Source organism: Pseudoxanthomonas sangjuensis, from assembly GCF_010211755.1.
Lineage (GTDB): Bacteria > Pseudomonadota > Gammaproteobacteria > Xanthomonadales > Xanthomonadaceae > Pseudoxanthomonas_A > Pseudoxanthomonas_A sangjuensis.
In genome coordinates, this window is the sequence record NZ_PDWR01000040.1 from 1 (window position 1) to 13,153 (window position 13,153).

General features: G+C 68.5%; 12 protein-coding genes and 1 pseudogene. 7 read left to right on the forward strand and 6 right to left on the reverse strand.

What is annotated here, in order from left to right:
- The coding region (locus CSC71_RS14835; RefSeq protein WP_162373230.1) for an IS3 family transposase at window positions 1-216 on the forward strand (216 nt) is incomplete at its 5' end.
- A 41-nt stretch (window positions 217-257) separates the two neighbouring features.
- Here the strand turns inward: CSC71_RS14835 and CSC71_RS15610 are convergent.
- Window positions 258-551: pseudogene (locus tag CSC71_RS15610) on the reverse strand (IS110 family transposase); the annotation flags it as partial.
- Between the two features lie 771 nt (window positions 552-1,322).
- Here CSC71_RS15610 and CSC71_RS14845 point away from each other — a divergent pair.
- The 3 genes from CSC71_RS14845 to CSC71_RS15685 all read left to right on the forward strand — a co-directional run bounded on the left by CSC71_RS14845 (window position 1,323) and on the right by CSC71_RS15685 (window position 2,223).
- Window positions 1,323-1,490, forward strand: coding sequence for a hypothetical protein (locus CSC71_RS14845; RefSeq protein ID WP_162375157.1), 168 nt, complete (start codon window positions 1,323-1,325; stop codon window positions 1,488-1,490).
- A gap of 86 nt (window positions 1,491-1,576) precedes the next feature.
- Window positions 1,577-1,867: a YciI family protein gene (locus CSC71_RS14850; protein ID WP_162375158.1), complete on the forward strand. Its 291-nt coding sequence runs from the start codon at window positions 1,577-1,579 to the stop codon at window positions 1,865-1,867.
- 83 nt (window positions 1,868-1,950) lie between these two features.
- Complete coding sequence (locus tag CSC71_RS15685; protein WP_162375159.1) at window positions 1,951-2,223, forward strand: tautomerase family protein; 273 nt, start codon at window positions 1,951-1,953, stop codon at window positions 2,221-2,223.
- A 58-nt stretch (window positions 2,224-2,281) separates the two neighbouring features.
- Here the strand turns inward: CSC71_RS15685 and CSC71_RS14860 are convergent, their stop codons facing one another.
- The 5 genes from CSC71_RS14860 to CSC71_RS14880 all read right to left on the reverse strand — a co-directional run bounded on the left by CSC71_RS14860 (window position 2,282) and on the right by CSC71_RS14880 (window position 8,122).
- Window positions 2,282-3,532 (reverse strand): PQQ-dependent sugar dehydrogenase, encoded by a 1,251-nt coding sequence (locus CSC71_RS14860; RefSeq protein WP_162375160.1) that lies wholly within the window; start codon window positions 3,530-3,532, stop codon window positions 2,282-2,284.
- Window positions 3,533-3,674: 142 nt separating this feature from the next.
- Window positions 3,675-4,751 (reverse strand): acyltransferase family protein, encoded by a 1,077-nt coding sequence (locus tag CSC71_RS14865; protein ID WP_211368062.1) that lies wholly within the window; start codon window positions 4,749-4,751, stop codon window positions 3,675-3,677.
- 101 nt (window positions 4,752-4,852) lie between these two features.
- Window positions 4,853-6,001 (reverse strand): N-acetylglucosamine-6-phosphate deacetylase, encoded by a 1,149-nt coding sequence (gene nagA / locus CSC71_RS14870; RefSeq protein ID WP_162375161.1) that lies wholly within the window; start codon window positions 5,999-6,001, stop codon window positions 4,853-4,855.
- 7 nt (window positions 6,002-6,008) lie between these two features.
- A complete protein-coding gene (locus CSC71_RS14875) occupies window positions 6,009-7,061 on the reverse strand; it encodes an SIS domain-containing protein (protein ID WP_162375162.1) in 1,053 nt (350 codons plus the stop codon).
- A complete protein-coding gene (locus tag CSC71_RS14880; protein ID WP_162375163.1) occupies window positions 7,058-8,122 on the reverse strand; it encodes a LacI family DNA-binding transcriptional regulator in 1,065 nt (354 codons plus the stop codon). Before CSC71_RS14880 ends, CSC71_RS14875 begins: the two co-directional genes overlap by 4 nt.
- A 481-nt stretch (window positions 8,123-8,603) precedes the next feature.
- On the opposite strand from CSC71_RS14880, the gene CSC71_RS14885 reads away from it, so the two are divergent.
- From CSC71_RS14885 to CSC71_RS14895, 3 genes are all read left to right on the forward strand, one after another.
- The gene (locus tag CSC71_RS14885) at window positions 8,604-9,632 is read left to right on the forward strand and encodes a glucokinase (protein WP_425501961.1); all 1,029 of its coding nucleotides are present in this window, start codon (window positions 8,604-8,606) and stop codon (window positions 9,630-9,632) included.
- A 152-nt stretch (window positions 9,633-9,784) separates the two neighbouring features.
- The gene (locus CSC71_RS14890) at window positions 9,785-12,475 is read left to right on the forward strand and encodes a TonB-dependent receptor (protein WP_162375165.1); all 2,691 of its coding nucleotides are present in this window, start codon (window positions 9,785-9,787) and stop codon (window positions 12,473-12,475) included.
- Window positions 12,476-12,619: 144 nt separating this feature from the next.
- Window positions 12,620-13,153 (forward strand): glycoside hydrolase family 20 zincin-like fold domain-containing protein (locus CSC71_RS14895; protein ID WP_170295401.1); only part of this gene is annotated, 534 nt, incomplete at its 3' end.

Sequence of the window (13,153 nt, forward strand, 5' to 3'; positions counted from 1 at the left end):
GTGGGCCACTGCGGTGACAACGCCGCGTGCGAAGGCTTCTTCGGCCTGCTCAAGCGCGAGCGGGTCTACCGCATGACCTACCCAACGCTCGATGCCGCGAGGGCTGATGTGTTCGAATACATCGAGCGGTTCCACAACCCGAGGATGCGACGAAGGGTCGCCAGGCAAGACCAGAAGTTCTCAGCCCTTTTACAACCGTCCGTGATTTCGGGGTAGAACCCCGCCTTTCCACGTGCTCGCAATTGTTGGTAGTGCGCCCGCATCACCGGCTCCCATCGCACCGCCGATAGCGTCGCCATGTACAGCGCCACCCGCACTTCGGCGCGCCCGCCATAAATGCGGCGTTTGCCCTGGCGCTGGCCGCTGTCGCGGTTGAGCGGCGCCACGCCCACCAGGCGTGCAATCTCCCTGCGAGTCAATTGTCCAAGCTCCGGTAGCAACGCCAGCACACTGGCCTGGAATTGCGGGCCGAGCCCCTTGGACGAACGCAACGCGGGCGTGGTGTGTTCCCGCAACAAGGCCTTGATCGCTGCATCGACGGCTGCCCACATCGATTCCGACTGCCGTCATCTCGTCCTCCGCGCTAAAGTAGGTCGGTCGAGAGCATCACGTCCGGCCCACGCTTATCGGTGCGAGGGAAACCTCGCGCAACTGTTCGGGCGTCGGGACGTGAGATCCGGTGTGCGGCCCCTGCTGAATTACGGTGCCGCTACACCGAGGCGTTATCGGGCGCGCACACCGGGCTCTCGGCGTTTACAGTAGGGGAAAGCCAAGACATAAGGCACTAAGCATTGCCAAAGAAACACCTACTCCCACGCGAGCTGCATGATCAGACCAGCCAAGAGGCTTACTCTCGCTGGCTGCACCGGAAAGCCGCTGCGCATGTCAAGCGAGACCGCAAGCGCGGCCACATCTGCACAATTTCAGCCTACAAAGATGCAATTCACGCCGCTGTCGTCTCATCGTCAGGCAACGATGCCTACACCGGTGAGAAGCTGGATTGGACGCTTATAAGCACATACGATAACGACGCATCAAAGACCGGGAAGCATCACTACAAGGCCGGATTTTCCCTGCTTCCAACCGTCGATCACATAGAAGCCAGCTCAAAGTCCGCTTCGTTCCGGGTCTGTGCTTGGCGTACAAACGACTCAAAGAATGACCTCACGCATGTAGATTTTGTGGAGCTCTGTAAGCGCGTTCTTGAGCATGAGGGTTACACCGTCAGCAAGAGCTAACAACTTGTTCGAGCCGAACCCGCTTCGCGGCCCGGCCTGATTCCGACGCTCGGACCCGCCGCATCGCAATCCCGGGAATCCCGCATGCAGCACCCAGGAAACCCCACGCCCCAACAGCTCGTCATGGCCGCCTGCGGATCCGTCGTCGTCGCTGGCGTCATGCTTTCCAACGGCGACCGTCTCGGCTTCCTGCCGCTCGCTATCGCCGCTATTTGCGGGCTCGGCGCCTTCGCCAGGTCCAGGAACCGCTGACCGGCCCGTCGACCGCATTGCCGGCGACGCGAGGCCCTACAATTCGCCATCCAGCCAGGCGCCGGGCCGCCAAAGGGAATTCCATGATGTTTCTGGTTCTGCTGACGTACACCGTGCCGCTCGAGGTAGTGGATCGGCACATACCCGCGCACCGGGATTTCCTGTCCCGCAACTACGCCAGGGGCGCGTTCCTGCTGTCCGGCCGCAAGGAACCGCGGGAAGGGGGCATCATCCTGGCGACCGCCGATTCGCGCCAGGCGCTCGAGGCCCTGCTGGCCGAGGATCCGTTCCACATGCATGGCGTGGCGCAGTACCAGATCGTGCAGTTCACCCCGACCATGGCCGCCGACGCCCTGAGCACGCTGGTCGCTGCCTGACAATTCGGTCATGCCAGAGCCGCGATCCGGTCCGGTCCGGTTCGGTTCGGTTCGGGCGCTTGCAATCGAAGGAGGAGTCCGGCTTGCCGTACGTAAACATCAAGATCACGAAGGAAGGCGCGTCTTCGGACCAGAAGGCCGAATTGATCGCGGGCGTGACCGAGCTTCTCATGAAGCGCCTGCTGGCCGCGTTGCTGATCCTGCCCCTCGCCGGTTGCGTCGTCGTTCCGGTCGGTTCCGGCAAGGCCGGCGGCGACACCGCGCTGGTTTGCCACAAGGGCAGGAAGACCATGGAACTGCCGCGGTCGGCGGTGCAGGGCCACCTGAACCACGGCGACCGCCTGGGCCCGTGCTGAGCCAGGATCGGAGCGGAGGAAGGCGGGGCGGCAATCGAACCGCCCCGCAGCCTGCGGATCAGCCCGCCGGGGTCAGCTTCAGCAGCCTGGCGCCGTCGCCGTCCTGCAACAGCCAGATCGCGCCGTCGGGGCCCTGCTCCACTTCGCGGATGCGCGCGCCCATGTCGTAGCGCTCGACCTCGCGCGCGTTGTCGCCGTCGAACTGGATCCGCACCAGCGAATTCGACCCCACCCCGCCGATGAAACCGTTGCCCTTGAAGTACGGGAACAGGTCGCCGGAATAGATGATGAAGCCGGCGGGCGCGATCACCGGGTTCCACCACGCTTCCGGCGCGTTGAATTCCGGGCGCGTGTCGTGGTCGGGAATGTCGCGGCCGTCGTAGTGATTGCCCCAGGACACGACCGGCCAGCCGTAGTTGCTGCCGCGCTCGACGCGGTTGAGTTCATCGCCGCCGCGCGGACCATGCTCGACCTCCCACAACCGGCCCTGCGCATCGAAGGCCATGCCGAGGATGTTGCGGGGGCCCAGCGACCAGATCTGCGCAGTCACGCCGCCCTTGTCGGCGAAGGGATTGTCGGCCGCCGCCGTGCCGTCGTCGTTGAGGCGCAGCACCTTGCCCAGGTTGGCCCGCATGTCCTGCGCCGGCGTGAACTTCTGCCGCTCGCCGGAAGCCAGCCACAACTTGCCGTCGCGGTCGAACAGGATGCGATGGCTGTAATGGCCTTGCCCGGTCACCTTCGGCACCTGCCGCCAGATCACCTGCAAGTCGGACAGGCGGCCGCCGTTGCCGTCCGCGTCCAGGTCCAATTTCGCGCGCGCCAGCGCCGCGCCGCGCGTGTCGCCTTCGCCGGCTTCGGCATAGCTGAGATAGACCCGGTGGTTTTCGGCGAATTGCGGGTGCAGCGCCACGTCGCCGAGGCCGCCCTGCCCGCCGTAGTCGACTGCCGGCACGCCGGCGATCTCGCTGGTCCTGTTCGCGGCGATGTCGTACAGCTTCAGCCTGCCCTTCTTCTCGGTGACCAGCAGGCGGCCGTCGGGCAGGAAAGCCATCGCCCACGGTTCGTCGAAGGTCGCCACTTCATGGCTGAAGAAAGCCGGCGATGGCACCGCCGGTGCGGCCGGCGGATCCTTCCACGCGGTGAAGGCGCCGGTGTTCGCGGTCGTCTTCGCCGGCGTGCCCGCCGCTGCCGCAGGCGCGGCGGCTTCGTTCGTGGCATCGCCGGCATTCGTGCCGGCGTTGGTGTCGGCATTGCCGCAGGCAGCCAGCAACAGGGCCGTGGCGAGGACGGAAATCCGGGGCGTTTTCATGGCGTCGGCTTCGCGTGGCGGGGGATGCAGCCTTTTTACCGCATCAGCGGCAGGCATGGCATGTGCCGGGGCCCGCCACGCCGCGAAGCCTCGTCGAGGCAAAAGCATGGCTGCCGACCCCGCATCAAGTGCAGGGCCGGTTCTATATCTTCAGGTACCAGCCGCGCCGGTCCATCAGCCAGACCACGCCCCACCAGAACAGCACGTAGGCGGCGGCGAACGCCAGCGATGCGACGTACGGCCCGAACAGCGGCGCCATCCAGCCGGCGAAGCCGACGCGATAGATCGTTTCCCACGCGCCCAGCGCGACGAGGACGCACAGCAGCGCCCCCGAGCCCGCATACGCGGCGATGGCGTTGACGCCGAAGCGACGGCCCAGCGCCGGCCATCGCCAGCGGTCGACCAGCAGGTGGCACGACGCGAGCGCCAGCATCGCCCAGCCCGCGGTCCACAGCACGAACGACGAGGTCCACAGGTTCTTGTTGAGCGGGAAGACCCGCGCCCACGCCGCGCCGAGCAGCAGCGCGACGACGCCCGCCGACAGCAGCCGCATCGTTCCGTCCCGGCGCAGCCATTCGCCGGCGCGCACGCCGAGCAGCACGGTGGCGATCGCCGGCAGCGTGCTCAGCAGGCCCTCCGGCTCGTAGCCGAGCCCCGTCGCCGCGTCGTACTTGTAGACCAGCGGGCCCAGCAGCGCGACGTCCACGCGGTTCGCCAGGTTGACGTGGCGTTCGTACGAACCGCCCCACGCCAGCAACGCCCAGTAACCGAACAGCAGCGCGGCGGCGACCAGCCATTGCGCGCGCGCCTTCGCCAGGGTGGCGAGCAGCCCGGCGGCGGCGAAGCACAACCCGATCCGCTGCAGCACGCCCCACGGGCGGAACCATTCCCGGTCGAAGCTGTAGTACGACAGCAGGTTCAGCAGCAGGCCGAGGCCGACGATCTTCGCCGCGCGGACCAGGATCGCGCGGCGCAGCGGCGTCGGATCGGCGCCGCCTTCCAGCCGCGGCACGATGCCCAGTGCGATCGATACGCCGACCACGAACAGGAAGAACGGGAACACCAGGTCGGTCGGCGTGCAGCCGTGCCATTCGGCGTGCAGCAGCGGCGCATAGACGTGGCCCCAGTCGCCGGGATTGTTGACCAGCAGCATCGCCGCGACGGTGATGCCGCGCAGCGCGTCGACGGAAGCGAAGCGTTTCGGATTCACCACATCCACCTCCTGTCCGAGCGACGCGGGCCGCGAACGCTTCGGCTGCCGCCTTTCCGCAATCGGAACGAAGCGCGCCGCGGCTTGCGTCGCCCCTGCGGGATTGCGGGTCAGGTCGCCGGCACGCCGGCGATCCAGGTATCGAGCACCTGCAAGTCGTCCGCGCCGAGCGCGACCAGGTCGGCGCGATAACCCGGCGCGATGCGCCCGTGGCTGTCGCCGAGGCCGAGGAATTGCGCCGGGTAGGTCGCGGCCATGCGCGCGGCCTCGTCGAGCGGCAGGCCGAGCAGGCGCACGCTGTTGCGCACCGCGCTGGCCATGTCGAGCGCCGAGCCGGCGAGCGCGCCGGCGGCATTGCGCACCACGCCCTCGACTTCGGTGATGGTTTCGCCGTACAGGTCGAAGCTGGGGCTGTCGGCGCCGACCATCGGCATCGCGTCGGTGACCAGGAAGACCTTGCCGTTCGGCTTCGCGGCGAGCGCCACGCGCAGGCTGGCCGGGTGCACGTGCACGCCGTCGACGATGACGCCGCACCACGTGTGCGGATCCTCCAGCGCCGCGCCGACCACGCCGGGTTCGCGCCCTTGCAGCGGGGTCATCGCGTTGTACAGATGGGTGAAGCCGCTGACGCCGGCGTCGATGCCGGCGCGGGTTTCCTCGTAGCTGGCCGCGGTATGGCCGGCGGCGACCACCGCGCCGCGTTCGACGAAGGCGCGGATCGTGTCGGCCGGCACCCGTTCCGGCGCCAGCGTGACCAGAGTGACGCCGTTGTCGAGCGCGGTCGCCATCTCGATCTCGGCCGCGTCCGGCACGCGGAACTTGTTCGTGTCGTGCGTGCCCTTGCGCGCCGGCGCCAGGTACGGGCCTTCGAGGTGGATGCCGAGGATGCCCGGCACGCCCTGCGCGATCGCCTCGCGCACCGCGGCGACCGCCTTCGCCATCACCCCGGCGTCGTCGCTGATCAGCGTCGGCAGCATGCCGGTGGTGCCGAACCTGCGGTGCCCGCGCATCATCGTGCGCAGCGCCTCGACCGAGGTGTCGTTGTTGAACAGCGCGCCGCCGCCGCCGTTGACCTGGACATCGATGAAGCCCGGCAGCAGGTAGGCGCCGTGCAGGTCGCGTACTTCGTCGGCGCGCTTCGATGCTTCGGATGCGGCGACGAGGTCGAGGATCCTTCCGCCTTCGACCAGCACCGCGGCGCCCGCCGCGAATCCGTCGTCGGTCAGTACGCGCGCGTTGGTCAGGGCAAGCGTGCTCATGTCGGACTCAGACCGTCTCGGTGACCTTGTTCAGGTGCGGCGGCACGTCGGGATTATGGCCGCGGCGCAACGCCAGCGCATTGATCGCGCGATAGAAGCTCTGGATGGTCAGCAACGGCGCGGCCGCCGGGTTCGACGCCGGCACCAGCGGCAGATCGCCGCGTGCCGACGATAGCCACACCTGCGCGCCGCGGCCGCGGAATTCCTTGGCCAGCGCCAGCATGCCGGCCTCGGTTTCGTCCGATTGCGCGAAGCACAGCACCGGGAAGCCCGGCCCGACCAGCGCCATCGGCCCGTGCTTCACCTCGGCCGAACTGTAGGCCTCGGCGTGCAGGCCGCAGGTTTCCTTGAACTTCAGCGCCGCTTCCTGCGCGGCGGCGAGGCCGAGGCCGCGGCCGAGCACGAACAGGTTGCGCGCATCGACCAGGCCTTCGGTCAGCGCCGACCAGTCGGCCTGCCACGCCGCGCGCAGCGCCTGCGGCAGTTCGTCGAGCGCGCCGCGCAGCGGCGCGCTGTCGGCCCAGTGCGCGGCCAGCTGCAGGATCGCGGACAGCGAGGCGAGGTAGCTCTTGGTCGCGGCGACGCTCTTTTCCGGGCCGGCGCCGAGCGGGATCACCGTGTCGGCCAGTTGCGCCAGCGGCGAATCCTCGACGTTGACCAGCGCGACCACGTGCGCGCCGGCCGCGCGCGCGGCCTTCGCGTTGTGCAGCAGGTCGGGGCTCTTGCCGGATTGCGAAATGGTCAGGTACAGCGCGCCGCGCAGGTGCTGCTTCGCCTCGTACACCGAACCGACCGACGGCGAGATCGACGCGGTGACGAAGCCGAGCTGGGTCTCGAACAGGTATTTCGCGTAGGTCGCGGCGTGGTCGGAACTGCCGCGCGCGCAGGTGGCGACGAAGGCCGGCGGGCTGGCGCGCAGCGCCGCGGCGAGCTTCGCGACGACCGCTTCGTTGCGCGCGAACTGCGCGGCGACGACGTCGGCGGTTTGCGCCGCCTCGTTGAACATCAGGGTGTCTTGCGGCGCGGGCAGTGCCGCGGAGCGTGCGGGTTGCTGGGTCATGGGCTGCTCTGGGGGGAAGGCGGCCGCGGCCGCATCGGTGCGGTCGAGCCGCGCACCACCAGTTGCGGCACGAAGCCCTGGTTGCGCGGCGGCGTCGGATTGTCGGCGTAGGCATCCTGGCGCAGGCCGGCGATCAGCAGGCGCGCGGCCTGCCGGGCGATGTCCTCGGTGGCCTGCTTGGCGGTGGTCAGCGGCGGCCACGACTGGCGCGAGAACGGGCTGTCCTCGAAGCCGGCGATCGACAGGTCGTAGGGCACGTTCATGCCGGCCGACTTGGCCGCGGCCAGCACGCCGGCGGCGATCTCGTCGTTGCTGCCGAAGATCGCGGTCGGCGGCTCGCGCAGCGCCAGCAGGCGGCGTGCGCCGCGGAAGCCGTCGTCGAAGGTGTAGTCGCCGGGCACCACCAGGTGCTTGTCGACGGTGATGCCGTAGTCCCTCAGCGCCTGCTCGTAGCCGGCGTAGCGCTCGCCGCTGGAGCGGTGCTCGGGCCCGCCCCACAGGAAGCCGATGCGCTGGTGGCCGAGCTGGATCAGGTGCTCGGTGATCTCGTAGGCGGCGTCGCGGTCGTCGACGTAGACGCACGGCAGGCCGTCGTCGGGGTCCTCGGTCGCGGCGATGATCCGCACCAGCGCGATGCCGCGCGCGGCCAGCGCGTCGACCAGCTCCTTGCGCTCGGACATCGGCGCGGTCAGCACCAGCCCGGCCAGGCGCGAGCGCTGCACGAATTCGATCAGTTCGTCGGCCAGCAGCGGCGAGGTCGAATCGACCGGCTGGATCTGCAGGCCGAAGCCGGTCTCGCGGCAGGCGGCGAGCACGCCGTTCTGCACCGCGATGATGTGGTACGGGTTCGGGTTGTCGTAGACCAGGCCGATCACGAACGGCGTGCCGCTGCGCAGGTTGCGCGCCGACGGGTCGGGCTCGTAGTCGAGCTCGGCGATCGCGTGCAGCACGCGCGCGCGCGTCGCCTGCATCACCGACGGTTCGTTGTTGATCACCCGCGACACGGTCTTCAGCGAGACCTTGGCGCGTTCTGCGACATCCTTGATGGTGGCTCTGCGCATGGCGATGTCCGGTGGCGATGGCTCGGGTCACGCCGGCATCGCGGCGGCGGCGTGGGCGATAGCGATGGTAGTCGTGCTGCGCATGGCCATGGCCGAACCGCACCCCCTGGTCAGCTCGCGTCCCCCGGGAACCTGCACGGCAGGCCCGGGCCAACGTTGTCATAGTTTTCCCGGTTTCAGCCGCCACGGCAACCGTTTGCCGGCTTCGGCACCTTACTGCGGCCGGTTTTCGCGATGTCGCCGCCCGCCACCGGAGCGGTCGCCGCCCCGGAAAGGCGGCTCGGGTCCGCAGCCGGAATACCGACAAATTTGCAAACAATCCGGGGCCACGCCAGCTGAACAGGGGCGAGCCGGCACGGATTGGCCGGTTTGCACGGCAAACCGATGACAGACCATTGACATCGTTGTCTTTGCATGTCCAAACTCCGTCCAAACCGGCGTCCAATTCGGCGCCGCGACGGGTGCGAGGCATGGGAGAGGCATGGTCGCAATGGTCAGTCCAACCGCAGGAGACGCGCGGGTGAACGGGGCGCCGTTCCTGGCCGCCGACGTCGGCGGCACCCACGTGCGCCTGGCCATCGTGCGCAGCGCCGGCCCCGCCGCGCCGGTCGAGGTGCTCGCCTTCCGCAAGTACCACTGCACCGACCATCCCGGCCTGGCCGACTTCATCGCCGAGTTCCTCGGCGGCCACGACGGCGCGAAGATCGACCGCGGCGTCATCGCCAGCGCCGGCTACGCGCTGGACGACGGCACCGTCATCACCAGCAACCTGCCGTGGCCGTTGTCGATCCGCGAAACCCGCGAGCGCCTGGGCTTCGCCGACCTGCGCCTGGTCAACGATTTCGAGGCCGTGGCCCATGCCGCGGCCACCCTCGACAGCCGCGAGGCGACCCGCGTGGCCGGCCCGGAACGGCCGGCGGTGCGCGGCCCGGTACTGGTGCTGGGCCCCGGCACCGGCCTGGGCGCCGCGCTGTGGATCCCGCGCGGCGAGCGCGGCTTCGTGCTGCCGACGGAAGCCGGGCAATCCGCGCTGGCTCCCGGCAACGAACTGGAACTGGCGCTGCTGGCGCTGATGCTGAAGCGGCAACCGCACGTGTCGATCGAGCACGCGGCGATTTCCGGCCCCGGCATCCGCAACCTCTACAACGCGCTGTGCGAACTGCGCGGCGCGCGGTCGGCGCTGTCCGCGCCAAGCGACATCACCGCCGCCGCGCAAGCCGGCGGCGACGCGATCGCGCGCGAGGCGCTGGAAACCTTCTGCGGCATCCTCGGCAGCGCGGTCGGCGACATGGCGATGAACTACGGCGCCACCGGCGGCATCCGCCTGGCCGGCGGCTTCCTGCCGCAGATCCGCGAATTCCTCCTCCACAGCCGCTTCGCCGAACGCTTCCTCAACAAGGGGCCGATGCGCGCGGCGCTGGAACGCATCCCCGTGCACCTGGTCGAACACGGCCAACTCGGCGTCGTCGGCGCCGCGAACTGGTACCTCGACCACGCGGGCAGCGGTTAGGAGCGGTTCGTTGTGCGCCGCGCGGCGTCCATGCGCGGCGGGCGATGGATCGCGGCAAACGGGCAAGAGAAAGAACGGGAAGGCGGTATCGGCAACCAGCGGCGCGGCAACCGGCGCCGCTTCCAACAACTCAACCAACGAGGGGACACACCATGAAATACAAGAAGACCCTGCTTTCGGCCGCGATCGTGACCAGCCTGGGCCTCGCGGCGCAGGCGGTCGCGCAGGAAGCCCCGGCGACGGCCGACGAGGCCAAGCAGCTCGACACGATCACCGTGGTCGGCATCCGCGGCAGCATCGAGAAGGCGCTCGACGTCAAGCGCGACGCCAAGTCGCACGTCGAGGTCGTCACCGCCGAGGACATCGGCAAGCTGCCGGCGAAGAACGTGGCCGACACGCTGCGCGAACTGCCGGGCGTGACCATCAGCTCCTCCAGCGCCAGCGAGGGCGGCTTCGACGAAGCCGACCGCGTCAGCATGCGCGGCACCAGCCCCGGCCTGACCCAGACCCTGGTCAACGGCCACAACATCGGCACCGGCGACTGGTTCGTGCTGAGCCAGGTGCAGACCGTGGGCCGCAGCGTCAGCTTCTCGCTGCTGCCGTCGGAAATCGTCGACCAGGTCGTCGTGCACAAGTCGTCCGAGGCCAAGCTGGTCGAAGGCGGCGCCACCGGTTCGGTCGACATCATCACCCGCCGCCCGCTGCAGTACGCCGACAACTTCACCGCCAGCGCCGCGCTCGGCGCGGTCCATGCCGACCTGCCGGGCAAGACCGACCCGCAGCTCAGCGCCCTGCTCAACTGGAAGAACGACGCCGGCAACTTCGGCGTGATGGTGCAGGCCTTCTCCGAAGAGCGCCACCTGCGCCGCGACGGCCAGGAAGTGGTCGGCGGCTACGGTGCCGCCACCGTCGACGGCCAGAACGTGCTGTACCCGAATCTGCTGGGCGCGGTGCTGTTCGAACAGGAACGCAAGCGCACCGGCGGCGTGCTCGACATCGAGTTCAAGGCCAGCGACGACCTGACCCTGGACCTCAACGCCTTCACCTCGAAACTGAAGGCGGACAACTACAACCGCAACTTCATGCTGTGGGGCAGCCAGTTCATCGGTTCGCAGGCGCCGACCGCCTACACCATCGATAACGGCGTGCTCACCAGCGCCAGCTGGACGGCGGACCCGGAAAGCGCCGTGCCCTACGGCGTGTACGACATGATCTCGCGCCCGGGCGCGAAGTCCTCGTCCAACTACGTCGCCCTCAGCGCCGACTGGCAGGCCGGCGACTCGCTGGGCTTCAAGTTCCAGGCCGGCACCAGCAAGGGCAAGGGCAGCAGCCCGACCCAGGACGTGCTGGAAACCGGCCTGATCCCGACCGGCGGAACGCTGGGCTGGCAGATGCACGGCATCGGCGAGGCGATCGACTGGTCGTTGGGCGAAGGCAACGCCGCCACCAACCACCATCCGGAATTCGGCTGGATCTTCGGCGGCCAGGGCATCGACGTGGAGGACAAGGAAGACTGGTTCGCCGCCGATGGCGAATACGGCTTCGTCGACGGCGCGCTGGCGTCGCTCGATTTCGGCGTGCGCTACGCCGAGCACGAGCGCCGTAACGACTTCGAGATCGCGCAGGGCCCGAACTGGGCCACGGCCTGGAACGACATCGCCTCCTACGCCGGCTACGCGTCCGGCGCCGGCCACTACCCGGGCGACTTCGCCAGCGGCCTCGACGGCAGCTTCCCCGGCGGCATCTGGTACTACACGCCGGAACAGCTGGCCGCGATCAACGCCGAGTTCGCCAACCGCAACAATCCCGAGCGCTTCTATTTCTCCGACGTGTACGGGGTGAAGGAGAAGAACAGCGCCGCGTACGTGCAGGCCAACTTCGAGGGCGACAACTGGAGCGGCAACGTCGGCCTGCGCTACGTCAAGACCGACAGCGACATCCGCTACAACCAGGCGCTGCCGGTGGCCTCGGGCATCCCGGGCGCGATCACCGGCTCGGCCTTCGGCGACTACCTGCCGGTCACGGTCAACAACGACTACGCCAAGCTGCTGCCGAGCGCCAACCTGAAGTTCAACCTCGGCGACGACGTGGTGGCGCGCTTCGCGGCCTCGCGCACGATGACCCGCCCCGACTATTCGGCGCTGGCCGGTTCGCTGTCGCTCGACGACCTGACCCACACCGGCAGCGGCGGCAACCCGAACCTGAGGCCGCTGGTCTCGACCAACTTCGACGCTTCGCTGGAATGGTATTTCGCGCCGCGCGCGCTGCTGGCCGCCAGCGTGTACAGCATGCAGCTGGACGACTATGTCGGCTTCGGCAACGCGACCATCCAGTACAAGGACCAGGCCGCCAGCCACGAGACCGGCACCGACGTGTACAGCGACTATCTGGTTTCCGTGCCGGTCAACACCAACGGCAGCGTCAAGGGCTTCGAGCTGACCTACAAGCAGCCGATCGGCGAGAACTTCGGCTTCGACGGCAACTACACCTACGCCGACGGCGAGACCGCCAACGGCGGCCCGCTGAACGGCACCTCGAAGAACACCTACAACCTGTCGGGCTGGTTCGAGAACGAAACGTTCAGCGCGCGCGTCACCTACAGCTTCCGCGAGGCCTTCTACGCCGGCGTCAGCCGCACCGACGCGTTCTACGAGGACGACTTCGGCACGGTGTCGGCGTCGTTCAACTACAAGGCGACCGACTGGCTGACCGTCAGCCTGGACGGCCTGAACCTGAACGATCCGGTCAAGTCGTACTACACCAGCAGCGCCGCCGGCGTGCTGCCGTACGCGATGTATTCCAACGGCCGCCAGTACTACCTGAACCTGCGCTTCAAGTTCTGATTCTCTCCCGGCTGCATGCAGTGCTCCACTTCACGGGCCCGGACTTGTCCGGGCCCTTTTTCTTTTGCAGTCTTGCCTTTTTCGCACCCTTTCAACCCGCCCACGCCTAACATCGGCGCCTCGCGCCAGGAAACGGGAAACCCGATGAAGCCTTCGCTCTTTCTCCGCATCGCCGCCACGCTCGCCGCCGTGGCCCTGCTGCCCGCCTGCACGCAGGGCGCCGGCAAGCCGGAGCCGTCCGCCCCGGCCGCCTCCACCGAGGCGATCCAGCCGGCGCTGATCCCCGTGCCCGCGACGCTGCAAACCGGCAGCGGCGAATTCGTCGTCGACGCGGGCACGAAACTGCACGCCGACAGCGATGCCGCGCGGCGCGTGGCGGAACGCTTCAACGGATTCCTCGCCGCGGCGAAATGGCCCGAGCTGAAGCCCGGGGAAAGCGGCGCGTCCGGCGGCATCCGCTTCGAAGCCGTCACCACCGGCACCACTTCGCCGGAAGCCTATTCGCTGGACGTGACGCCGGACGGCGTGGTCGTGCGCGCGACCGACGAGCGCGGCCTGTTCTACGGCGCGGTCACGCTATGGCAGCTGCTGACCCAGGGCGAGGACGGGCGCGTCGTGCTGCCGGCAATGCACATCGACGACACGCCGCGCTTTTCCTGGCGCGGGCTGATGCTGGAC

Coding starts and splice junctions, on each gene's coding strand:
- CSC71_RS14860 (WP_162375160.1), bottom strand. CDS start 3,532: ATGAAAACGCCCCGGATTTCCGTCCTCGCCACGGCCCTGTTGCTGGCT.
- CSC71_RS14890 (WP_162375165.1), top strand. CDS start 9,785: ATGAAATACAAGAAGACCCTGCTTTCGGCCGCGATCGTGACCAGCCTG.
- CSC71_RS14845 (WP_162375157.1), top strand. CDS start 1,323: ATGCAGCACCCAGGAAACCCCACGCCCCAACAGCTCGTCATGGCCGCC.
- nagA (WP_162375161.1), bottom strand. CDS start 6,001: ATGAGCACGCTTGCCCTGACCAACGCGCGCGTACTGACCGACGACGGA.
- CSC71_RS14880 (WP_162375163.1), bottom strand. CDS start 8,122: ATGCGCAGAGCCACCATCAAGGATGTCGCAGAACGCGCCAAGGTCTCG.
- CSC71_RS14850 (WP_162375158.1), top strand. CDS start 1,577: ATGTTTCTGGTTCTGCTGACGTACACCGTGCCGCTCGAGGTAGTGGAT.
- CSC71_RS14875 (WP_162375162.1), bottom strand. CDS start 7,061: ATGACCCAGCAACCCGCACGCTCCGCGGCACTGCCCGCGCCGCAAGAC.
- CSC71_RS14885 (WP_425501961.1), top strand. CDS start 8,604: ATGGTCGCAATGGTCAGTCCAACCGCAGGAGACGCGCGGGTGAACGGG.